A 21,535-nucleotide genomic window follows, 5' to 3' on the forward strand; every position below is an offset into this window, starting at 1 on the left:
AAAATAGCGTCTTTCTTAATTCTCTCAATGTGTAATATGCAGCCATCTGACAATCAACTAGATGCTCATCAGCATCAGAACAGTACTGCACCTTTAAAAAGAGCCATGAGTACTCGCCATCTTGTGATGTTATCACTGGGCGGAGCGATCGGAACTGGTCTATTTTTAGGTTCAGGGGAAGTCATTTCACAAACTGGAGCTATTGGCGCAATTATTGCCTATATTCTTGGTGGCGCGATCGCTTACATGGTCATGCTCTGCCTAGGAGAACTCGCTGTACACATGCCTGTTTCAGGTTCTTTTGGTGCCTACGCCAAAAAATATATCAGTCCAAGTACTGGCTATATGATTTCTTGGATGTATTGGCTCACCTGGACTGCAACGCTTGGAACTGAATTCACTGCCGCAGCTCTACTCATGCAAGAATGGTTCCCGCAGATTTCCATGTGGATTTGGACAATTATTTTTGCAGTTACCATCTTTGGCTTAAATATTAGTTCAACGCGTATTTTTGCTGAATCTGAGTTTTGGCTGGCTCTTGTTAAAGTCGTTACTGTCATTGCCTTTATTGTGCTCGGCCTATTAGCAATTTTTGGTTTAATTCCATTCCATGGTACCCAGACTGCTCCACTATTTAGCAATCTTACGGCTCAAGGCTGGTTCCCTCATGGTTTAATTCCTATTTTTACGACCATGTTAATTGTTAACTTTGCTTTCTCAGGAACCGAATTAATTGGTGTAGCAGCTGGCGAAACAAAAGATCCGGCTCAAAATGTACCAAAAGCGATTAATGCCGCGATCTGGCGCCTCCTTATTTTCTTTGTGGGTACCATCATTGTCATTAGCGCCTTACTTCCTTTCCAACTTGCAGGTTTAGGCGGTGACGGTGTAAGTAGCAGTCCTTTTGTGACGGTATTTAATTATATTGGCATTCCATATGCGGATGACATTATTAGGTTTGTAATCATCACAGCTCTGCTTTCAGCAGCCAATTCTGGCCTATATGCAGCTTCACGTATGATGTGGTCTCTATCAGAACAAAAATTACTACCTAGTGTGTTTGCGACTTTATCAAAAAGTGGAACGCCAATCGTAGCTCTAGTTGTAACTATGTTCGGTGCAATTCCAGGTTTATTATCAGAGCAATTTGCACCTGAGACTATTTTTAAGAATCTGCTGGGTGTAGCTGCTTTTACTATGGTCATCGTATGGATGAGCATTTGTTTAAGTCAGTTCAATTTCCGCCGCCAATGGTATAGATCAGGTCATACAGTTAAAGACTTACAATATGCTGCGCCTTTATTCCCTATTGTGCCAATTTTAGGTTTTGTTTTCTGTTTCATTACTTGCTTGAGTATGGCAGCAGACCCTGAAATGCGCGCTGGTTTTGTAGGCTGTCTTATTTTTACAGCTTTATGTTATGTCAGTTATTTTATTTTTTATCGTAATAAAGACTAAACCAGCCGTTATTCAATTAAAGTGTAGCAAAAAGCTACACTTTTTTTTGCCTATATACTGGTTTTAAACAACATACCGTTGTAGATTAAAATTTATATTAAAAACAAAATCTTGTATAGAATGAAAATTATATTTATCCACGGGATGAATCAACAAAACTACACAGCACATCGCTTGAAAGAGCATTGGTTAAAAGTATTCAAGCTCGGCCTGAAACAAATGCCTTGCAGAGTTAATATTCGTGATCTTCATATTCACATGCCATTTTATGGCGACTTAATGACCAAATACCAATTAAGTAACCAATTAGACCTTAACACGTTATTACCTAAATCATTTTTTAATAATTATTTCCCTATTAACGTACACCCAAGTAATCCTCCTACTAGAGAGCACACTCCATTTGTTCCGTTGTTACGTCCCTCAACCGATCAAACTGATAAAAGCTTCTCAGAACGGCTTTATCTCACTTCTCAATTAGTTAAAGATCGTGTACTGAAAGAACTAGTTGTTTTATTAAATAACTTTCCTAAACTGCATGAAAGTTTGATTCAACAATTCCTCATCGAAACCTATATGTATCTATCTAATCCAGAGTTTATGGAGGAAGTACATCAAAGAATTTTAAAGAAAATGCGAGAAGAAGAAGACTATGTTGTGGTTGGACACTCTCTCGGTTCAGTTATTGCTTTTCAATTATTATCTGATCCCTCTTATCACTTTTCGGTTAAACGCTTTATCACCTTAGCTTCTCCTTTATCTTTTCGCGTAATTCAAAGTAAGCTCCCGAGTCCAATTTCTAGACCGCCATGTATTTACGGTGATTGGTTTAATTTTTACTCTCAGGATGATTTTTTGACTGCATTTCCATTGTGCGAAGCTCCATTTAATTTTGAACCTGCCATTATTAATCAGAAAATTTATACTTTCGCCAACCAGCCGCATGAGATTTTAGGGTATCTACAACATCCGTCGGTTATAAAGGCAATTATTGAACCTTTTCAGAAAAATGAGGGCTAAATGTATATATTTTCTACAATTTGAGTTATTTTTAATCGCTTGACTGTTTTTTTTAATATTTCTTCAGAAAACTATTTGACACTTTTATTAAATCGACCTAATATACGCCCACCTCTGAAACGTCCCTATCGTCTAGAGGCCTAGGACATCGCCCTTTCACGGCGGTAACCGGGGTTCGAATCCCCGTAGGGACGCCAAATTCTAAAAAGCCACTGCATAACGTCAGTGGCTTTTTTCTTGCCTAAAAAATAAAAAGCCAATCAATGATTAGCTTTTCATATGCTCTATCAACCCGCAATTCCTACTTGTACTTCAAGGCGACCTGACTGCACTCGCAGTCCTCTAATTTCAAACTGATCTACGAGCTGCTGCACAAGCTCGCGACTTTCTCTCAAAATATTCAAGCCTGGTAAAATACTAAAATCAGTCAAACTTAAAAGCTTTTCAACCATCCATGAACGGTTGTTAATAAAGTCAATAAATCCTGCTTGCTCTAGGTCAATAAACCACATGCGATGCCCATCGCGTTGGATTCCGGGAATATCGCCAATCAAGTGATTAATGAGTGATGGAATAGGCAACATATTTACGACTTCGAAACCAACTCGACCAATACGGCGCACAGCCCAATTTGACAAGATGCCGCCATGTCGAATCTGAACATCAAGGCTTTCATCCATTTGACGTAGGCGTAAGAATTTTTCCTGCCCAATACGGCATTCCAATACTTTAAAATCTAAACTTAAACAAACGATACATGAAGCGATGATAATGCCCATCGATCTCGACTTGGAAACTGTCATTGCCGCATTTAATTTTAATATCATCAATTTCGGAGCGATCAATGCGCTTACGAATTTGATTATTTAATAACATTTCGGGTAAGTACAACGTTAAGGTACTTTTGCCCAAAAAAGTTCGCGCCATAATCAACGCGACTTGGCGTGCTGTTTCACTGGTTTCAGATACCATATCTCTTACCGTGCCTGCTGCCAGATTTGTCATTCCGACAACTCCACGTCGTGTATGAGTAGTTACTTGATCGAGCGCGTCCAAAGCAGCATCAGCAACCTCTGCAATATTACGTGTCGTGTCGCTAGCAAACCCAACTGCATCTTGGGCATGTTGCAATGTCTTATGCAGTAATCGACGAGATAATGACGGTTTAGCGGTATCTGGGGTAGCTAAAACCGATGCTGTCGTTGTAGGCTGCGACTTATTGTCATCTTGTTGACCCAAGTCCCTCTCTCCTTTTTATATTTATCCCACATCCTATTCGAGTATTTAAGCTCATTTATTGTGCTAATCACACTTCATTTTTCTGTAGATTAGCATGCTCTACAATATTATTTTAATTTTTATGTGTACGAGTAAATCATCTGTTTTTTATATTTCTTTGTTTATTCATAAGTAATTTTTCTGCTAACTCAACGCATTTCATCGATATCTTACAAATTTTTTTCTTTCTGCTCATTTCCGTTAGAATAGATTCAAACTAAATGTGGAGTTCTCATGCAATATCGTTGCCCTAAATGTCAAAGTGTTAAAATTATGCCTGTGAGCCAAGGCGTGAACAGCGCAAAACCTGTCGTTCCTAAAAGTTTGGTTATCTTGATTCCTGCAATTTTTGTGCTTTTACTGTTAGTAGTCATTAGCATCTTTATGTGGATTTTTGGCAATGGTGCAGGTAGTTCTCTTCAAATCGCAACAGTAGTTGCATTTGTGGTTACTGTAGGGGCAGGTTTTATGTTCTGGCGTGATTTGCCTGATTTTAAACTGTCTATGCAAGCATTTATGCAGTCACAAAAACACTGGAAATGCCGTGACTGCAATAACGAATGGGAAATTTAAAAAAACTGTTCACATCAGCTTAATGCTGATGTGAATGTGTATTGTCTGCATCATCATGTTTGTGCGAAGCATGCTGAGCAATATGCTGACAATTGATCTCGGCATCGTCCTCAATTTGCAATGTCACTTCACCAATACCATGTTCATGAGAAAGCATTTCAACAGCATCTTGATACAACTTGGTACGGTCAGCTTCAGGAGCAAATAAGTGCACGGTTAAATGGATATTTTTAGAAGTAATCGCCCACACTTTGAGTTGGTGAATACTCTCAACACCATTTAAAGAAAGTAAATCTGCACGTAGCTTCTCAATATCAACCTCTTCGGGTACACCTTCGAGCAAAATGTTAATACTTTGCTTAAGTAAAACCCATGTTCTTGGCAGCACCCAAAATCCAATCAGTACCGCAATAATCGTATCGACCCAGTACCAGTTGGTAAAGTAAATCACAACTGCACCAATAATAACGCCAACCGAGCCTAGCGCATCACTCAATACCTCTAAATAAGCGCCTTTGACATTTAAGCTGTTATTAGCACTCGACATGAGGATTTTCATTGAGATGAGGTTAATTACCAAACCAATAGTCGCTACAACCAACATACCCACACTTTGAATTTCAGGTGGCTTAGAGAAACGAATATAGGCTTCATATAAAATATAAATTGCCACCACGAACAGCATGAGTGCATTAAATAAAGCGGCCAGAATTTCAAAGCGCTGATAACCAAAAGTACGCTTATTATCAGCGGGACGTTTTGAAATCTGAATTGCGACCAGAGCAATTGCCAAAGCAGCTGCATCTGTAAACATATGCGCAGCGTCAGAGAGCAATGCCAGACTTTGTGTGATTAAACCTGCAATAACCTCAACAATTAAAAATGTCGTAGTAAGCGCCAAGGCAATCGTTAATTTCTTGGCATTACCTTCAGTCACTACAGCATGACTATGGTCATGACCATGTTGTCCACCCATTTTGCGGACTCCTTATTATTTATCTTTATGGTGAGGTAAAAGTAACCATGAATGCATGTTTACCTTTACCTGTTTCAAATACTTTTCTGACTCAAACTTTTTCATCAAAAAAGATATCTCAAATCGATGACATTATGAATGCTCAACTTTATTCGTCTTGCTTTCATTCATCCATCGATAAATGACTGGCAATAAAACCAGCGTTAGTATCGTAGATGAAATAATGCCACCGATTACTACAGTTGCCAAAGGTCGTTGTACCTCTGCACCAGTTCCAGTTGCCAAAGCCATTGGAATAAAACCAAGTGAAGCAACAAATGCCGTCATTAATACAGGGCGTAGTCGCAGTACAGCACCTTTCCAAGTAGCCGCATGAACATCTAGGGTTGCTCTTAGCTCTTTAATGAATGTGAGCATGACCAAACCATTCAATACCGCAACACCTGATAAAGCGATAAACCCGACTCCAGCAGACATAGAAAGCGGAATATCTCTCAGCCACAAAGCCACTAATCCGCCAGACAAAGCGAAAGGAACCCCGCTAAATACCAGTAAGCTATCTTTAAAATTACTGAATACAGCCATCAGCAACACAAAGATCATGATGAGCGCCATCGGCACAACGATTTGCATTCTTGCAGTGGCAGAAGCAAGATTCTCAAATTGCCCTCCATAACCCAACCAATAACCGCTAGGTAGCTTTTGCTGCGCCAGTTTGCTTTGCATCTCTTGTACAAAAGACCCAAGGTCACGATCACGTACATTTGCCGTCACAATAACTCGGCGCTTACCATTTTCACGGCTCACTTGAGCAAGGCCCAGAATATTTTCAACTTTAGCAACGTCTTGTAACTGGATCAGACCGCCGTTTGGTAAGCGAATCGGTAATTGTGCTAGCTGCTGAGGCGTACGCATGTTTTCCTGTAAACGAATCACGAAATCGAAACGTCTATCGCCCTGTAAAATTTGCCCTACACTCTGTCCTCCAATACTCGCAGCGACAATATCCTGAATAGACTTGACTGATAATCCGTATTGGGCAGCCAATGCATGATCAACATCTACATTAAGTAATGGCAAACCATCAGTCTGTTCAACTTTGACTTCACTGGCACCTGGAATGCTACGTAGCTGTTGGGCTATTTTTTCTGCTTCCTGATTAAGGACCTGCATATCATCCCCAAAAATTTTCACACCGATATCACTACGGACACCTGAAATGAGTTCATTAAAACGTAGTTCAATCGGTTGCGAGAATTCACTGTTATTACCAGGAATCTGATTCACGAATTGCAGCATTCTGGTCCGCAATTCATCTATCGTTTCTTTAGGGTTTGGCCATTGATCGTGTGGTTTTAATAGAACAATACCATCGGAAATATTTGGAGGCATGACATCTGTAGCGACCTCGGCTGTTCCTGTTCTTGCAAAAATGGCTTTAATTTCAGGGAAAGCTTTGAGTAACTGCTTTTCGACGTTCTCCTGAATTTTAAGCGACTCTTCTATGCCTGTGCTCGGTGCACGCATGAGTTGTAATGCAAAATCACCCTCACTGAGTTGAGGTGCGAACTCACTCCCCACTCTTGTTGCAATAGCACTTGTCAAAATTAAGATGCTGACCGCTGCTGTGACAACAACATATCGAAAGGCATATGCTTTATCGAGTAAGCCTGCATAACCTTTTTTCAGCGTCATCATCCAGCGGCTTTCTTTTTCCTTCACTTCACCCGTAACAAACAGAGCTACTGCTGCCGGAACAAAGGTCACAGATAAAATAATTGCACCCAATAACGCTAAAACGACGGTCATTGCCATAGGGTGGAACATTTTTGCTTCTACACCTGCCAAAGCAAAAATTGGCAAGTACACGACCATAATGATGATCTGACCAAATATTAATGGTCGGCGTGCTTGTTTAGCGGCTAGAAAGACCTCCGTGAAACGTTCTGAACGTGTTAATAAACGACCTTTTAAATGTTGTGCTTCAGCCAAACGCCGAATACAGTTTTCAACAATAACAACGGCCCCATCAACAATGATCCCGAAGTCCAAAGCCCCCAAGCTCATGAGGTTAGCACTGATTTTTTGTTCGGCCATACCCGTTAAGGTAAAAAGCATTGCCAACGGGATAATACAAGCAGTGATTAAAGCGGCGCGAAAGTTTCCTAAAAAAATAAAAAGGATAACGATGACTAAAATCGCCCCTTCAATCAAATTTTTAGCTACTGTTTTAATCGCTTTATCTACGAGGCTACTACGATCATAGACTGTTTCAATCACCACGCCCTGAGGGAGTGATCTTTGAATTTCCTGAACTTTGTCGTCAATCGCCTTAGCAATAGTTTTACTGTTTTCACCCATCATCATCATGGCGATACCTAAAACAGTTTCCTGTCCATTATAGGTAGCACCACCTGTACGCAAATCATGACCAATCGATACTGACGCTACATCCGCAACCCGTATAGGTAAACCGTTTTTAGTGGCGACCGTAACATTCTGGATATCTTGTATCGATGTCAGCATACCCGGAACACGAACTGTGAGTTGCTGACCATTCTCTTCAATAAATCCAGCACCGCGGTTTTCATTATTATTTTGAAGCGCATCCTGTAAGTCGGTGAGTGGAATTTGCAACTGTTGTAACCGTGTCAGATCTGGAGAGACCACATAGGTTTTGTTATATCCACCAATGCTATTAACCTCGGCTACCCCTTGTACACGTTGTAACTGGGGCCGAATAATCCAGTCTTGAATTTCACGCAGGTCCATCGCGCTATAGGCTGAACCATCTGCTTTTTTAGCATTTGGCTCTGCTTTTACCACCCATTGATAAATCTCACCGAGTCCAGTCGAAATTGGAGACATTTGCGGATCAATGCTATCTGGTAAAGCACTCTTAGCTTCTTGTAAACGTTGGTTAATCAGCTGTCTTGCCCAGTAAATGTCAGTACCATCTTTAAAGATAATCGTGACCTGAGAAAGACCATATCTGGAAATTGAACGAGTCTGTTCCAGATTGGGAATACCAGACATGGCATTTTCAATCGGATAAGTAATTCTTTGCTCAACTTCAGGTGCTGTAAAACCATTGGCCTGACTATTGATCTGCACCTGTACATTGGTGATATCAGGCACAGCATCAATTGAAAGTTTTTGATAGCTATAAATTCCGACACCAATCCAAGCAATAACAAACATCATGACCCAAATGGCGTTGTTAATTGAAAACTGAATAATTCGATCAAACAAACCTTCAGCCTTTGGCAAATCAGGTTTATTAATGTCCATGCTCAGCCTCCCCTTTTTCAAGTTCGGACTTGAGCAAGAAACTACCTTGAGTCACATATTGCTGCTTTTCGGTAATTCCAGATTTAACCTCGACCCATTGTGCATCTGAAGAATAATTGCCTAACTCTACCGCAACAGGAGCAAAATGAATTTTGTCTTTCTCCTGTTTTGCAACAAAGACGACATTCTTTCCATCAATCTGTTGTATCGCTGTCTTACTAACTCGTAATACAGTCGCTGCATTATTTTGTTTAAGTAATACATTGACCATTAAGTTAGGACGTAATTCTTTTGAAGGTGTGAGTACCTTGGCACGAACCTGTAGACGACCAGTTTGAGTATCCGCTTCTGAAGTTAAACTTTGTACCTGTGCTTTAAAAATGTTGTTAGTTTGCAGTGATTTAAATTCAATTTCCTGATTAGGCTGAATATTGGTATTTGCACTTGGTAGCACAAATTCGACCCATAACTGATCTAGGCGATCAATAACAAATAATTGTTTTTCAGGACCAATTTGCTCACCAATGACAATATCTTTATTACTGATTACACCGCTTAAAGGCGCAGTCAAAACATATCGACCTTTACTTGAGCGATTCGCTCCCAAGGCACTTAAACGACTATTTGCAGCTTGTACCTGAATTTGCGCCTGACGATAGGCATTGTAAGCACGCTGATAATCTTGACGTGCTGAAACACCTTGCTCCCACAATTGCTTTTCACGCTGATAATCTTGCTGCGCTAATGTCAACGCTTCTTGCGCCATGCTTAAGTTAGCTTGCTGATCGACCAAATCTGGTACAAATAAAGTCGCAAGTGCCTGACCCTTTTCAACTTGTTGTCCTAGTGCAACATTTACGCTGTCTACTCGTGCAGAAAAAGTTGAAGAGACATGTGCTTGCTGGTCTGTGTTTACGACCAGTTTGGCAGGATAAGAGAGGCTCTGTTCAACTTCTCCACGCCCTACTTGCTCTAACTTCACACCATATTCAACCAGTTGCTTAGAAGTTAAGTTTAAACTGCCTTCCTCTTTTTCAGATTCTTCATGACCAGCTTCACCCTCTGCATGCTCTTCTTCACCTTCATCAGTATTAGGCTGTTTTTTTCCAGAGAAAAATAACCAAGCACTTAAAGCAAGGCAGACGATCAGCAGCAAAATAGCAATAAACCATTGGTTTTTCATTTTTTTAACTGACATTACTCTGCCCCTCCAACTGTCGGCAACTTATAGGTGTCTTGCCATAAATTTTGATTAATTTGATTTAATGCATCTCCAGACATCACCATATTTGGATCGATCCCGAGAGCTAAACTTTCTGCCTCAATTGCTTTTTGCCAAGCAGATTTAAGGAGTTGAACTTTCTTCAAACGTTGTTCTTGTAATTGAAGGGTAGATTGCTGAACATCGGTAATTGCAAATTTACCGACTTTAAAGCCAAGCAGCATTTTCTCTTGTACCGTCTCTGATAAAGGGAGTTGCTGCTCATTCATTAAATTATATTGCTGCTTTAGACCCGCTAACTCGTACTGTAGAGTACGAATAGAATTCTGGCTTTGCTTTTTATAAAAGCTTTGCTGCTGGTCAATTAAATCGAGTTTGCTTTGTGCAACTTTGAGTGCATATTGCTGGCGATTAAAAATATTTAAAGGAACTGCAATACCTACTCGAATCTGATTTTCGGTACTGCTCGTTTCTGCGGTTTTACTACGAACCACACCCATATTTACAGTAGGCGTAGGCCGATTTTTTGCCTTTAAATAATTAATTTCAGAATTTTGTTGTATTGCTTGAAGCCGTAGGGACTGTTCTAACAAATTCTGTTTTAAATATTGGTCGATATCACTTTCATTTTTTAAAGGCCACACACTTTTTATATCTGGACGTAACGTGAAGTTATCTTCTGTCTCACCCCATAAGTTAGCCAATTTTCTTTTAGCACTACTCAGTGATAATTCAACTTCCTGATATAAACGCTGATTTTCAACATGCGTCATAAGAGTTCGATCTAAATCAACCTGAGCAATACTGCCTGCCTGAAAGCGTAAGCGGGTAGCATCAAGAAGATTTTTACTCGTTCTTAACTGGGCTTTAGCAACTTCATGTTCAAGCTCTAAAATAGATACTTGTGACCATAAATATTTTACCGCCAGCTTCAGTTGAGCCTGATATAAAACCTGATTTAACTCAACTTGATTTTGCTGAACACTTGCCAGTTTTTTTGCTGCGGAACGTACACCAAAAATATCTAGTTTTTGCGAGATCCCAAGTTCTAATTCCTGATCTTTTCCAGATTTAAAACCCGTTTGCTGTACAGAAACCGTCGGATTTTCCCATAGCTGGCTCTGTTTGATATTGCTCTCGGCGATATCTTGTTGAGTTTGCCAAATTCCTGTTTGAGTCTGAAACTGCTTAACCTGATCGAGCACCTGTTCAAACGTTAAAACATTCTGTACACGCTGTAGTTGTGTATTCTCAGCAAGGTTCTGATTTGAACTGGCTGCGTTTGTTACGACACCAGTTGAAAGTGCAACAGCAACAACTAATGATTTAAGTACCCAAGACGTACTCAGACTAACGAAACTTTTTTTGTATAAAAAAATAGACATAAAATAACCCTATGAAATAAATAATATTTCTGGTGGGTTATTTTTCGGCTACCCCACCTATAGCAGGGTTAAAACAGGAGGCGGGTCTTGTTTAGAAATATGAGGGGACTTATAAGAATTAGACCAATAATATTGTTGTTTTGGCTCAGATGACTGTATTAACGGTGAAACAAGTTTTTCTTGTGCTTCTACAATCACAACATGAAAACATGAAGGCAAATGGTCATGATGATCGGACAAGTTTAAGGGAGCTTTATGAGTCCCCGCGATATCTGTCTTTTCCGTATGGCTATGTCGTGAAGCTTCATAACTCAACGCTGCATGATGACCAAAATGATGTAATGCCTTTTCCTGATTTTCATGGGCGCAAAATGCCGCTGCCACATTCCATAAACTTTGGAATATAAGCAAACAGAATAAGACGGACATGAAAAGTGCAGAACGTGGCAACAGCACACCATTAAACTAAGAAGTTGAACAAAGCCACTATAGCAGGCAGTGGGCATGTAATAAAATTACATCTATAAGTAGCAGTATAGAAGCGATTCTAATCTCGCCTGAGTAAAGATAAGAATAAATCATTAAGAATCTCTATCTTTACTCATAGGAAACTAATTATTAAGTAATTAGTTTCCTACAAAAGAAATTATTTACGCTTACAAGTTAAATGAGGGTTCTTACTTTCTTCAGCTTTAGCTTTTGTTTCTTGCTGAGACTTAATATTCTTTTCAAGGAATATTAACCCTCCATCAGCATGAGCCAAACTTGTTGAAAGAAGTAAAACCATCAAAACCGATTTTGTATTTAATTTAATAGACATAATAATCACCAGATCTAAATATTCATAATTTATTCAAGGACTTATCCCAGAAATAAAATTAATTTTTCGCATACCTTAGTTAATCAATTCAGGACAAATCTTCTGAGTCTCTAAGAAGCATGCGGATATACTTTCATTTCATTTTTAGAACCAACTAAACAATGAAGGGAGAACACCGTGCAGTCGCAACTCATCAAAAAGTTGGACTAAGGCCGCAACCCAGATAAACCACACCACCTGCGTCAAAAAAATACGGAAATGCTTCGGTGAAACCTGATAGAACTCAGGCTCTTTAAAATTTTTGAAACTTGGTAAAAAGCGTGGAATTGTCTTTATATAATCTGAATATGCAGTTCCATATTTTTCACTCAGGAATGCTTCTTCTTGGCGTATAACAAAATGGTAGTAACAGAGAAAATAAAGCGTGAATACTATTGGAAAGATAAACGTCTCTGTAATCAACATGATCCCGACTCCACCCAGATAACTAAATAGATAGAGTGGATTTCTACATAAAGAATAGGGACCGTCTGTCACCAACTTGGCATTCTTAAATCCGGAAATGTAAAGACTGCACCATATTCTTCCCATTACTCCGATGCCCACAAAAAACCATCCAAAGAACCATAAAATATGTTCTATAAATGCCGCTTGGAAATGCCATTTACTAAAACTTAAAGCAAGAATAATAGCTAAAATCAGCCCAATCACTCGGGAGCTCACAGTTCTAACACGGGGGGTAAATAAAATATTCATTTCCATAAACCTCCATCACTGTGAATCATCAGAGATGAGATAACCGATTCATTAAAATAATATTTTTGTTTTCCCGAAAGATTTGACAGAACCTTATATCCCGCCTTGTCATTAACATAAAGACGTGAATGTTTAAGCGAGTAATCTACATAGAAGATTGCTGCGCTTTGTTTGCACATATAATTAAGCATAAAATAACCCTTTGAAATAAATAAATTTCTGGTGGGTTATTTTTCGGCTACCCCACCTATAGCAGGGTTAAGACAGGAGGGGGATTTAAAGAGCCAAGATACGGAGACTGATAAGAATTAGACCAGTAATAGATTTGTGAAAGCTCATGTACACGCACAAAAGGTTCTTGAGCTTGTTGTGCATTTTCAGTCATCACTACATGAAAACATGAAGGTAAATGATCGTGATGATCTTGCCAGCTTAATGGAGCATTCTCAGCATTTTCTACAATACCCACATGTTCAGTCTGCATATGGTCTGAAGATTGATATACATTTAAATCTGCATGATGACCGAAATGTTGTAATGCCTTTTCCTGATTTTTATGCACGCAAAATGCCGCTGCCACATTCCATAAGCTTTGGAATATAAGCAAACTAAACAAGACGGACATAAAAACTGTAGAACGTGGCAACGGTACACCATGACAGTAAATTGCACAAAGTCACTATAGCAAGCGATACCAATGTAATAAAATTACAAAATGATTTTTGGTTAATTTATTGCTGTTTTAAAAAAGTTTTTTCTTTAAAAAAATTAATTTCCTGTTTGAGTTCCTGCAATGTATAAACTATTTTCTACCCTACTTGTTGTCGTCTGTTTAAATTTGAGTGCTTGTGCCACGACATTACTTTCAGAAGCTTTACCTAACGAAACCACAAAAACCGAGAAAATCATTTTAGCAAAAGATCAAATCATTGCTTTAGGACAAGCTGTTCAAAACCAGCAAGAACAAGGGATCATTTTTGTAGGCCAAGATTTTAGTTATTTAATGACCGAGGGAAGCGCTGAGCTATCAAAACTTCTTCATGCAATCCCAGCAGATCAGCGAAGTCTGACCAATCCGTCCCCACTGGTACTGACTATGGATGACCCAAATCATTTTCATGGAGAACTTCAATTCCTATATAAAACTCCTCTATTCTCTCTTTCTGAACAACAAAAAGAAAATTTAAAAAACCTAGGATTTAAAAATCATTTTGTTGTGATAGAAAATCAAAAAGATGTTTTATATCCTTACGCTTTTCTTAGCTTTATAGGACAAATATATAAAGCTCCAGACATACAAAAAATTCAACAAACTCTTCCCATTCCTTATCCTATCGCCTTACAGCAAAAATATGAAATAACAAAGAAACATCCGTTTAAACGTGTAACTCGTATGGCACTTTATCCGTTAGCGATGGCATTTGATGTGGTCACGGTGGCCCCTTCTCTGATATGGGCAGACTTACGAGGTGACTTTACAAAATAGAAGTTCCTAGGCAAAACTAATTAACTAGCTCTTAAGCTGGTTTTGTTTAAAGAAATTTCTTTTGTTTGATATTTATAAATTTTCTCAAAAGTCTTTTGCGTTAAATAATAGCTATTTTTTAATTTTAAAAGTTCTAATTTCCCTTAAGAATGCCACTATTCTCATAGTAGTTTCACTTAGCGTAAAAACACGTGTAACTTTTATGTAAGCCAAAACTTCATTATTTTTCATCCAAATGCGCTATATCACATTTACAAAAAAAAACATAATATTTCAATATAAGGGACTAGCTTAAAAGTGTGAGTCAATTCAATTAAATTGAGGAACAAGGGAGACTATCATGAATATGAAATCAATCAAGTATAGGCTTAATCACTTGTTTGCTTTTGAAAACTTACCTTCTGATATGCATTCACAAGCAGTTGATGAAATTGAACAGGGTTTACGCTTTGAGGAACTAGCCGAGCAAGACCATGAACGTATGCAAAACTGGTTAGATGTAACTCCTAACGACCGAAATGCTATGTGGTGCTACCTACGAGCAGCTTTACGTGGTAGCTCTGACGCTTCTTTTAAGCTTGGTATCGGTTATCTAAATGGTCAATTTGGATTAGATAAAAATTATCGTGAAGCTGAAAAATGGCTACAAAAAGCAGCAAGTCAGGGACATCCCGATGCTGAACGCTGCTTACAAGAAGCGTTTAGCAAGCTCGCATTTTCTTAAAATAAAAAACCAGCCTTTAGGCTGGTTTTTTATTTTAACAGAGATTATCCGCTAATTTTTTTGTATTTAGTACGTTTTTGAACAGCGTCTTCACCTAAACGTGACTGACGGTATGCTTCATATTCTGCATAGTTACCTGTGTAGAATTCTGGCTGTTCATTTTCAAATGACAAGATGTGTGTCGCGATACGGTCAAGGAACCAACGGTCATGCGATACCACCATTACTGTACCTGGGAACACAAGAATTGCATCCTCAAGCGCACGTAAAGTTTCAATATCCAAGTCGTTTGATGGCTCATCCAGTAAGATAACGTTTGCACCTTGCTGTAAAATTTTCGCAAGTTGTAAACGGTTACGCTCACCACCAGACAATTCGCCTACGCGTTTTTGCTGGTCTTGGCCTTTAAAGTTAAAGCGGCCGATATAAGCACGTGAAGCAATTTCATAATCGCCCACTTTCAAGATATCTAAACCACCAGACACTTCTTCCCAAACAGTTTTGTTATTGTCTAGAGTGTCGCGAATCTGCCCTACGTAAGCCACTTTAACTGACTCACCTAAAGTCACAGTACCTGTATCAGGTTGCTGTTCGCCAGTCATCATACGGAATAATGTTGTTTTACCCGCACCGTTTGGACCAACGATACCTACAATTGCTGTTGGAGGTACAGTAAACGATAAGTTTTCGTACAATACACGTCCGTCAAATGATTTGCTGATACCTTCCACTTCCACAACTTTATTACCCAAACGAGGGCCAGGTGGAATGTAGATTTCAGACGTTTCATTACGTTGCTGGAATTCTTTAGAGTTAAGCTCTTCAAAACGCTCCATACGCGCTTTGTTTTTCTTTTGCTGACCTTTCGCATTTGAACGAACCCATTCAAGTTCTTTTTTCAATGCTTTAGCAAAAGATTCTTCTTGTTTCTGCTCTTGTTCTAAACGAGCATTTTTTTGCTCTAACCAAGAAGAATAGTTACCTTGGTAAGGAATACCGTGTCCACGGTCAAGCTCCAAGATCCACTCGGCAACGTTATCTAAGAAATAACGGTCATGCGTAATCGCAACGATTGTGCCAGGGAAATCTTTCAAGAAGCGCTCTAACCAAGAAACAGATTCTGCATCCAAATGGTTCGTCGGTTCGTCAAGAAGCAACATGTCTGGCTTCGAAAGCAATAAACGACAAAGCGCTACACGACGGCGTTCACCACCTGAAAGCTTAGTTACGTCCGCATCCCAAGCTGGAAGGTTCAAGGCATCTGCCGCGATTTCAAGCTGGTTGTTTAGGTTGTGCGCATCCCAAGCATGGATAATTGATTCTAATTTTTCCTGCTCTTTTGCAAGTGCATCAAAATCAGCATCCGGGTCTGCATATTCTGCAAATACCTGATCAAGACGTTCTAAAGCATCTAAAGCTTCACGTACGCCATCTTCAACGTTACCACGAACGTCTTTAGTCGGATCAAGAGGTGGTTCTTGCTCTAAATAGCCGATTTTAATTCCAGGTTGTGCACGAGCTTCACCAGAGAAATCTTTATCTACGCCAGCCATAATACGAAGCAAAGTAGATTTACCTGCACCGTTCAAACCGAGCACACCAATTTTGGCACCCGGGAAAAATGATAAAGAGATGTCTTTTAAGATTTCGCGCTTTGGCGGAACCATCTTAGACACTCGGTTCATCGTATAAATATATTGGGCCACGCAGGACTCCTCAATTGAAAAACCAATACATCGCATAAGCGATAAATAATCGCGCGTATTATACGCTGAAAACCTCGATGACTTGAAGTTATGATTTCCATCGTACGGATTTATCAAACAATTTTCTTTTTCAATAAGTTGCAAAATGTTTATGGATAAGATTTATACAGCGTTTCAGCGTATATTTTTCTATCTTTATTCCTAAAATTAGAAAACAAACCAGAATTTGTGCAATTTTCTATTTAACTTTTAAGCTAGACTCGCTCAATATTTAACTCACGAAGATGAAGTAATCATGACTTATAAAGATGAAACCTTAGCAATTCACGCTGGCTATTCACCCGAGGCAACAACAAAAGCGGTTGCGGTCCCTATTTATCAAACCACTTCTTATGCATTTGATAGCACACAACACGGTGCCGATCTTTTTGATTTAAAAGTTCAGGGTAATATCTATACCCGTATTATGAACCCGACTACTGCTGTACTTGAGCAACGCCTTGCTGCACTCGAAGGCGGGATTGGTGCTTTAGCTTTAGCTTCTGGAATGGCAGCAATTACCTACTCAATTCAGACGATTACCGAAGCTGGAGACAATATTGCTTCAGTCTCAACCTTATATGGCGGAACGTATAATCTATTTGCCCATACCTTACCAAAGCAAGGCATTGAAGTTCGCTTTTTTGATTATCAAAAACCTGAAAGCTTACGTGACTTAATTGATGATAAAACTAAACTTGTTTTTGTTGAGTCGATTGGTAACCCACTTGGAAATATCATCGATTTAGAAGAAATTTCAAAAATCGCACATGAATATGGTGTACCCGTCATTGTCGATAACACCGTTGCCACCCCTGCTTTATTAAAACCTTTTGAATATGGTGCCGATATCGTCATTCATTCACTTACTAAATATATTGGTGGACACGGTAATAGCATTGGTGGAGCGATTGTAGATAGCGGTAAATTCCCTTGGGGTAAATATCCGGAGCGTTTTAAAGTTTTGAACACACCTGACCCAAGCTATCACGGGGTTAATTATGTCGAAGCTTTAGGTGAAGCTGCCTATATAGCACGAGCTCGCGTTGTACCATTACGCAATACAGGTGCGGCAATTAGCCCACTGAGTGTTTTCTTAATTTTACAAGGCCTCGAAACTCTAAATCTCCGCATGGAGCGTCATACTGAAAATGCGCAAAAAATTGCAGAGTATTTACAGACCCATCCAAAAGTAAAATGGGTAAATTACGCAGGTTTAAAAGATCATCCGCAGCACCAGCTTGCTCAAAAATATGTAAAAGGTAAACCTTCTGCAATTTTATCTTTCGGTGTACAAGATGGGCGTGAAGGCGGTACTCGATTCATCGATGCACTTCAGCTATTTACTCGTCTTGTAAACATTGGTGATGCGAAAAGTTTGGCTTGCCACCCTGCAACTACGACTCACCGTCAGCTCAATGAGCAAGAACTTAAATCTGCTGGTGTAAGTGAAGATATGGTTCGTCTTTCTATTGGAATTGAGCATATTGATGACTTAATTGCCGATTTAGAACAAGCACTTTCAGCTGTATAACCTTTAAACTATTCATCAAGCCTCTGGAAATAGAGGCTTTTTTATGGCTATATTAAATTCAATTTAAATCTATATTCACTTGAAACAGCTAATTGATCTATTCATACAAAACAATTAATTCAAGATGAAAGATAAGAAATAAATTTGGCCCGATAGGTGCTAGGACTAACACCTACACTATTTTTAAATCGAGTTCGAAAAGTGACAGGAGAATTAAAACCACAGCATAAGGCAATTTCTTCAATCGACTGTGAAGAATTTTCAAGTAATTCCTGAGCCCGTTGTATGCGCATGGTGAGCAACCACTGTAATGGTGTAGTTCCAATCTGTTCACGGAAACGTCGGGCAAATGTTCTTGGGCTCATATTTGCTTTACAAGCAAGTAATTTAATATCAATCTCGTCATCCAGATGAGTGTTCATCCACTCCAATAGCGTCGCTAAGCTATCACGTGTCTCTGGTATTTCATATTGGATAAACTGCGCTTGTCCCCCATCACGATTTAATGGAGCGACAGCAAGCTTTGCAGCCTGAGCAGCCACGCTTTGCCCATAATCCCGACGCACAAGATGTAAACACATATCCAGTCCGGATGAAGCCCCAGCTGAAGTTATAAGACGCTCTTCATCAACGAACAATACTTTGGGATCGACCTTAATCTTGGGATATCGAGTAGCCAGCTCCTCTGCAAGCATCCAATGGGTAGTGGCCCGATATCCATCAAGAAGGCCCGTTTCTGCTAAAACAAACGCTCCCGAACAAATTGAAGCAATTCTTGCTCCTTTTTGCCACGCTTTAAGAATTGCAGTTTTTACTTTTGAATTAAGGGGCTGTTTAGGATCTTTAATACCAGGAATAATAATGGTGTCTGCATCAATAAGATGATCAAGCCCCAAATGTGCCTGAAGCGTAAACGCTCCTGTATTTACATACTCAGCTTCGCCACAAACTTTTACACAATAGCCCATTTCACCATTTAATAACCGTACAAAACCAAAGACTTCGCATGGAATACCCAAATCAAATGGAATGAAATCATGTAAAGCTAAAATGGCTACCGTATGCATTGGTGAGAGCTCAATTAAAAACTTTTCCTATCTTGGCAGAAATCAAATTGGCAGTAAATGAACGTTTATTGTCATTTCTGCCACTCATAACAATAGGTTAATACTGACAAAATTATCCGTAGTAGTTTTTATGTCAAAACTATGAATGGAAACACTAATCTCTCAGCTCAGCTTGTCTATTTTCAAAATATAGAATGAATAGCTATCTCCCCCCATTCTTAGTATCGATAAATTAAATCTTCAAATGGGCTAGATACGGATCAATAAATATGGCTAATCCGAAAGCACAAAATATTACTCAATTTCAAAAATTGAAATTTTTTTCACTATTAGAGACAATTTCTTTGCTGTTATTGGTTGTTGTTGCAGTACCTTTAAAATATTTCAATGGATGGGATACAGGTGTTCATTTTATGGGGCCTATCCATGGGCTTACATTTTTTGTCTATTTATGGTTCGCGGTACAAACTATAACCGAGAGCAAATGGACACCATTAGAACTATTAAGATTAGTGGTAGTTACACTTATTCCGTTCGGTGTTTACTTTAATCTATCATTTATAAAAAATAAAATGACTAATGTAGACGAAGCTCAATCATCATGATCGAGCTTTTTACGACATTAAACCCATGGCTTAAAGCTATACATATAGTATCAATGACCATTTTTATAAGTGGCGTTCTTGCTGCTTCGTTTTCATTTAAAATAGATCTGGATATTACTGAAAATATCCATATTCCTGTTTGGGCTCAGCGTGAGTATCGATGGGATCAAATTATGACGACCCCAGCGCTCTTTATTACTTTTGCCTCGGGTTTAATCATAGCAATTCATGGTCAATGGTTCAGCTCTAAGTGGCTACCTGCAAAAATTGTATTCGTACTTATTTTGGCAGGTATTCATGGATTCCAAGCTAAGCTTTTACGGCAGATTGCAAATGGTATAAATGTAAGAAAAAAACAAGCAACTTTGATTATCCTCATCTGTACTATTTCAATCATCGTTCTTGCCATTATTAAACCATAACATTACTGTTCATTATTTAAGCAATAAAAATCTATTAAACAATTATCATATTATTCAGAAGATTAGAGTAAATAAAATAATATCTCAATCTACATTTTAGAGTTTTTACTCTAAATAAATTATTAAATTTCATATATTTACTGACTAGACAATTTTTAAACATCTATTAAGATAAAGACAATATTTATGAGTTCATCTGGATGAACCTACGGTTGTAAAAAATAAAAATTACATACCGGAATAAATAGTCCCTGCCCCTACTTAGGTAAAATGCTGTGAATAAAAAATTAGAAGCTCTGTTCCAGGAAAAGGTACAAGATAAAGTCATTTTAGTGACAGGCGCCTCGAGTGGAATCGGATTAACGATTTCAAACAAACTTGCTGATGCTGGAGCCCATGTTTTACTGGTTGCCCGTACTCAAGAAACTTTGGAAGAAGTAAAAGCAGATATCGAAAAACGTGGTGGTAAGGCATCAATTTTCCCATGTGATCTCAACGATATGGAAATGATTGACCAAGTTTCTAAAGAAATTTTAGCAACCGTAGATCACATTGATATTTTAATTAATAACGCAGGTCGCTCTATTCGCCGTGCTGTACATGAGTCTTATGATCGTTTTCATGACTTTGAACGCACGATGCAATTAAATTATTTTGGCGCGGTTCGCCTAGTCCTCAATATCTTGCCGCATATGATTCAGCGCAAAGACGGACAAATCATTAATATTAGCTCGATTGGTGTTTTAGCAAACGCTACTCGCTTCTCTGCATATGTCGCATCTAAAGCAGCTCTTGATGCATTTAGCCGCTGTCTATCTGCCGAAGTTCATGCACACAAAATCGCAATTACTTCAATTTATATGCCATTGGTTCGTACCCCAATGATTGCACCAACTAAAATTTATAAATATGTTCCAACCCTTTCACCTGAGCAGGCTGCTGACTTAATTGCTTATGCAATTGTAAAACGTCCAAAACGTATGGCAACCAACTTAGGTCGCTTAGCTTCAATGACTTATTCTGTAGCGCCAGGCATCAATAATATGTTTATGTCGATTGGTTTCCGTTTATTCCCAAGTTCAGATGCAGCGAAGGGACAAAAAACCGAGAAATTAAACTGGGCACAAAAAGCTTATGCACGTATTTTCCCAGGTGAACACTGGTAATTTTGAG

20 protein-coding genes, 1 tRNA gene and 1 pseudogene are annotated in these 21,535 nt (G+C 38.9%); 10 read left to right on the plus strand and 12 right to left on the minus strand.

The annotated features are described in order from the left end of the window. Positions 1 to 36 precede the first annotated feature (36 nt). The 3 genes from B806_RS0117140 to B806_RS0117150 all read left to right on the plus strand — a co-directional run bounded on the left by B806_RS0117140 (position 37) and on the right by B806_RS0117150 (position 2,675). Complete coding sequence (locus B806_RS0117140; protein WP_025466040.1) at positions 37 to 1,458, plus strand: amino acid permease; 1,422 nt, start codon at positions 37 to 39, stop codon at positions 1,456 to 1,458. Between the two features lie 120 nt (positions 1,459 to 1,578). Further along, a complete protein-coding gene (locus B806_RS0117145) occupies positions 1,579 to 2,478 on the plus strand; it encodes a hypothetical protein (protein ID WP_079381021.1) in 900 nt (299 codons plus the stop codon). A 121-nt stretch (positions 2,479 to 2,599) separates the two neighbouring features. Continuing rightward, a tRNA-Glu gene (locus B806_RS0117150) sits at positions 2,600 to 2,675 on the plus strand. A gap of 90 nt (positions 2,676 to 2,765) precedes the next feature. Here B806_RS0117150 and B806_RS0117155 read toward each other — a convergent pair. Further along, positions 2,766 to 3,717: pseudogene (locus B806_RS0117155) on the minus strand (hypothetical protein). 273 nt (positions 3,718 to 3,990) lie between these two features. Here B806_RS0117155 and B806_RS0117160 point away from each other — a divergent pair. Continuing rightward, entirely contained in the window at positions 3,991 to 4,329 is a 339-nt protein-coding gene (locus tag B806_RS0117160) for a hypothetical protein (protein ID WP_002117013.1), read from the plus strand. Between the two features lie 19 nt (positions 4,330 to 4,348). Here the strand turns inward: B806_RS0117160 and B806_RS0117165 are convergent, their stop codons facing one another. The 9 genes from B806_RS0117165 to B806_RS0117205 form a co-directional block, all read right to left on the minus strand. Then, entirely contained in the window at positions 4,349 to 5,305 is a 957-nt protein-coding gene (locus B806_RS0117165; RefSeq protein ID WP_017386413.1) for a cation diffusion facilitator family transporter, read from the minus strand. Between the two features lie 132 nt (positions 5,306 to 5,437). Then, the gene (locus tag B806_RS0117170; RefSeq protein WP_017403274.1) at positions 5,438 to 8,596 is read right to left on the minus strand and encodes a CusA/CzcA family heavy metal efflux RND transporter; all 3,159 of its coding nucleotides are present in this window, start codon (positions 8,594 to 8,596) and stop codon (positions 5,438 to 5,440) included. After that, entirely contained in the window at positions 8,586 to 9,794 is a 1,209-nt protein-coding gene (locus tag B806_RS0117175; protein WP_017386415.1) for an efflux RND transporter periplasmic adaptor subunit, read from the minus strand. Before B806_RS0117175 ends, B806_RS0117170 begins: the two co-directional genes overlap by 11 nt. Continuing rightward, positions 9,794 to 11,203 carry a TolC family protein gene (locus B806_RS0117180; protein WP_017386416.1) on the minus strand — a complete coding sequence of 470 codons (1,410 nt, stop codon included), beginning with the start codon at positions 11,201 to 11,203 and terminating at the stop codon, positions 9,794 to 9,796. The genes B806_RS0117175 and B806_RS0117180 overlap by 1 nt, the downstream gene beginning before the upstream one ends. Before the next feature lie 57 nt (positions 11,204 to 11,260). Next, complete coding sequence (locus tag B806_RS0117185) at positions 11,261 to 11,653, minus strand: cation efflux protein, CzcI-like (RefSeq protein WP_061403555.1); 393 nt, start codon at positions 11,651 to 11,653, stop codon at positions 11,261 to 11,263. A 196-nt stretch (positions 11,654 to 11,849) separates the two neighbouring features. Next, positions 11,850 to 12,023, minus strand: coding sequence for a hypothetical protein (locus tag B806_RS19625; protein ID WP_005067037.1), 174 nt, complete (start codon positions 12,021 to 12,023; stop codon positions 11,850 to 11,852). A 144-nt stretch (positions 12,024 to 12,167) separates the two neighbouring features. Beyond that, the gene (locus B806_RS0117195; RefSeq protein ID WP_000425720.1) at positions 12,168 to 12,785 is read right to left on the minus strand and encodes an isoprenylcysteine carboxylmethyltransferase family protein; all 618 of its coding nucleotides are present in this window, start codon (positions 12,783 to 12,785) and stop codon (positions 12,168 to 12,170) included. Beyond that, positions 12,776 to 12,970, minus strand: coding sequence for a hypothetical protein (locus tag B806_RS20125; RefSeq protein ID WP_017386418.1), 195 nt, complete (start codon positions 12,968 to 12,970; stop codon positions 12,776 to 12,778). The genes B806_RS0117195 and B806_RS20125 overlap by 10 nt, the downstream gene beginning before the upstream one ends. Before the next feature lie 56 nt (positions 12,971 to 13,026). After that, the gene (locus B806_RS0117205) at positions 13,027 to 13,425 is read right to left on the minus strand and encodes a cation efflux protein, CzcI-like (RefSeq protein ID WP_025465996.1); all 399 of its coding nucleotides are present in this window, start codon (positions 13,423 to 13,425) and stop codon (positions 13,027 to 13,029) included. Positions 13,426 to 13,572: 147 nt separating this feature from the next. Between B806_RS0117205 and B806_RS0117210 the strand changes: the two genes are divergently transcribed. Continuing rightward, the gene (locus B806_RS0117210; RefSeq protein ID WP_017386420.1) at positions 13,573 to 14,265 is read left to right on the plus strand and encodes a hypothetical protein; all 693 of its coding nucleotides are present in this window, start codon (positions 13,573 to 13,575) and stop codon (positions 14,263 to 14,265) included. Positions 14,266 to 14,605: 340 nt separating this feature from the next. Further along, on the plus strand, positions 14,606 to 14,989 hold the full coding sequence (locus B806_RS0117215) for an SEL1-like repeat protein (protein ID WP_002116715.1): 384 nt from the start codon (positions 14,606 to 14,608) through the stop codon (positions 14,987 to 14,989). A 44-nt stretch (positions 14,990 to 15,033) separates the two neighbouring features. Here B806_RS0117215 and ettA read toward each other — a convergent pair whose 3' ends face one another. Beyond that, positions 15,034 to 16,695, minus strand: coding sequence for an energy-dependent translational throttle protein EttA (gene ettA / locus B806_RS0117220; RefSeq protein ID WP_005067029.1), 1,662 nt, complete (start codon positions 16,693 to 16,695; stop codon positions 15,034 to 15,036). A 295-nt stretch (positions 16,696 to 16,990) separates the two neighbouring features. Between ettA and B806_RS0117225 the strand changes: the two genes are divergently transcribed. Next, positions 16,991 to 18,268, plus strand: a complete 1,278-nt coding sequence (locus tag B806_RS0117225) for an aminotransferase class I/II-fold pyridoxal phosphate-dependent enzyme (protein WP_017386421.1) — start codon at positions 16,991 to 16,993, stop codon at positions 18,266 to 18,268. Positions 18,269 to 18,387: 119 nt separating this feature from the next. Here B806_RS0117225 and B806_RS0117230 read toward each other — a convergent pair whose 3' ends face one another. Then, positions 18,388 to 19,335, minus strand: a complete 948-nt coding sequence (locus tag B806_RS0117230; protein ID WP_017386422.1) for a helix-turn-helix domain-containing protein — start codon at positions 19,333 to 19,335, stop codon at positions 18,388 to 18,390. 269 nt (positions 19,336 to 19,604) lie between these two features. Here B806_RS0117230 and B806_RS0117235 point away from each other — a divergent pair, with 269 nt between their 5' ends. The 3 genes from B806_RS0117235 to B806_RS0117245 all read left to right on the plus strand — a co-directional run bounded on the left by B806_RS0117235 (position 19,605) and on the right by B806_RS0117245 (position 21,528). Then, positions 19,605 to 19,940 (plus strand): DUF3817 domain-containing protein, encoded by a 336-nt coding sequence (locus B806_RS0117235; protein WP_017386423.1) that lies wholly within the window; start codon positions 19,605 to 19,607, stop codon positions 19,938 to 19,940. Next, positions 19,937 to 20,362, plus strand: a complete 426-nt coding sequence (locus tag B806_RS0117240; RefSeq protein WP_017386424.1) for a CopD family protein — start codon at positions 19,937 to 19,939, stop codon at positions 20,360 to 20,362. Before B806_RS0117235 ends, B806_RS0117240 begins: the two co-directional genes overlap by 4 nt. A 275-nt stretch (positions 20,363 to 20,637) precedes the next feature. Then, a complete protein-coding gene (locus B806_RS0117245; protein WP_002116932.1) occupies positions 20,638 to 21,528 on the plus strand; it encodes an SDR family NAD(P)-dependent oxidoreductase in 891 nt (296 codons plus the stop codon). The last annotated feature ends 7 nt before the right edge of the window (positions 21,529 to 21,535 follow it).

Origin of the sequence: Acinetobacter sp. TG2027 (assembly GCF_000302435.1) — a bacterium.
GTDB lineage: Bacteria > Pseudomonadota > Gammaproteobacteria > Pseudomonadales > Moraxellaceae > Acinetobacter > Acinetobacter pittii.

Coding starts and splice junctions, on each gene's coding strand:
- B806_RS0117175 (WP_017386415.1), bottom strand. CDS start 9,794: ATGTCAGTTAAAAAAATGAAAAACCAATGGTTTATTGCTATTTTGCTG.
- B806_RS0117225 (WP_017386421.1), top strand. CDS start 16,991: ATGACTTATAAAGATGAAACCTTAGCAATTCACGCTGGCTATTCACCC.
- B806_RS0117195 (WP_000425720.1), bottom strand. CDS start 12,785: ATGGAAATGAATATTTTATTTACCCCCCGTGTTAGAACTGTGAGCTCC.
- B806_RS0117215 (WP_002116715.1), top strand. CDS start 14,606: ATGAATATGAAATCAATCAAGTATAGGCTTAATCACTTGTTTGCTTTT.
- B806_RS0117240 (WP_017386424.1), top strand. CDS start 19,937: ATGATCGAGCTTTTTACGACATTAAACCCATGGCTTAAAGCTATACAT.
- B806_RS0117235 (WP_017386423.1), top strand. CDS start 19,605: ATGGCTAATCCGAAAGCACAAAATATTACTCAATTTCAAAAATTGAAA.
- B806_RS0117230 (WP_017386422.1), bottom strand. CDS start 19,335: ATGCATACGGTAGCCATTTTAGCTTTACATGATTTCATTCCATTTGAT.
- B806_RS19625 (WP_005067037.1), bottom strand. CDS start 12,023: ATGTCTATTAAATTAAATACAAAATCGGTTTTGATGGTTTTACTTCTT.
- B806_RS0117170 (WP_017403274.1), bottom strand. CDS start 8,596: ATGGACATTAATAAACCTGATTTGCCAAAGGCTGAAGGTTTGTTTGAT.
- B806_RS0117160 (WP_002117013.1), top strand. CDS start 3,991: ATGCAATATCGTTGCCCTAAATGTCAAAGTGTTAAAATTATGCCTGTG.
- B806_RS0117210 (WP_017386420.1), top strand. CDS start 13,573: ATGTATAAACTATTTTCTACCCTACTTGTTGTCGTCTGTTTAAATTTG.
- B806_RS20125 (WP_017386418.1), bottom strand. CDS start 12,970: ATGCTTAATTATATGTGCAAACAAAGCGCAGCAATCTTCTATGTAGAT.
- B806_RS0117165 (WP_017386413.1), bottom strand. CDS start 5,305: ATGGGTGGACAACATGGTCATGACCATAGTCATGCTGTAGTGACTGAA.
- B806_RS0117180 (WP_017386416.1), bottom strand. CDS start 11,203: ATGTCTATTTTTTTATACAAAAAAAGTTTCGTTAGTCTGAGTACGTCT.
- B806_RS0117145 (WP_079381021.1), top strand. CDS start 1,579: ATGAAAATTATATTTATCCACGGGATGAATCAACAAAACTACACAGCA.
- B806_RS0117140 (WP_025466040.1), top strand. CDS start 37: ATGCAGCCATCTGACAATCAACTAGATGCTCATCAGCATCAGAACAGT.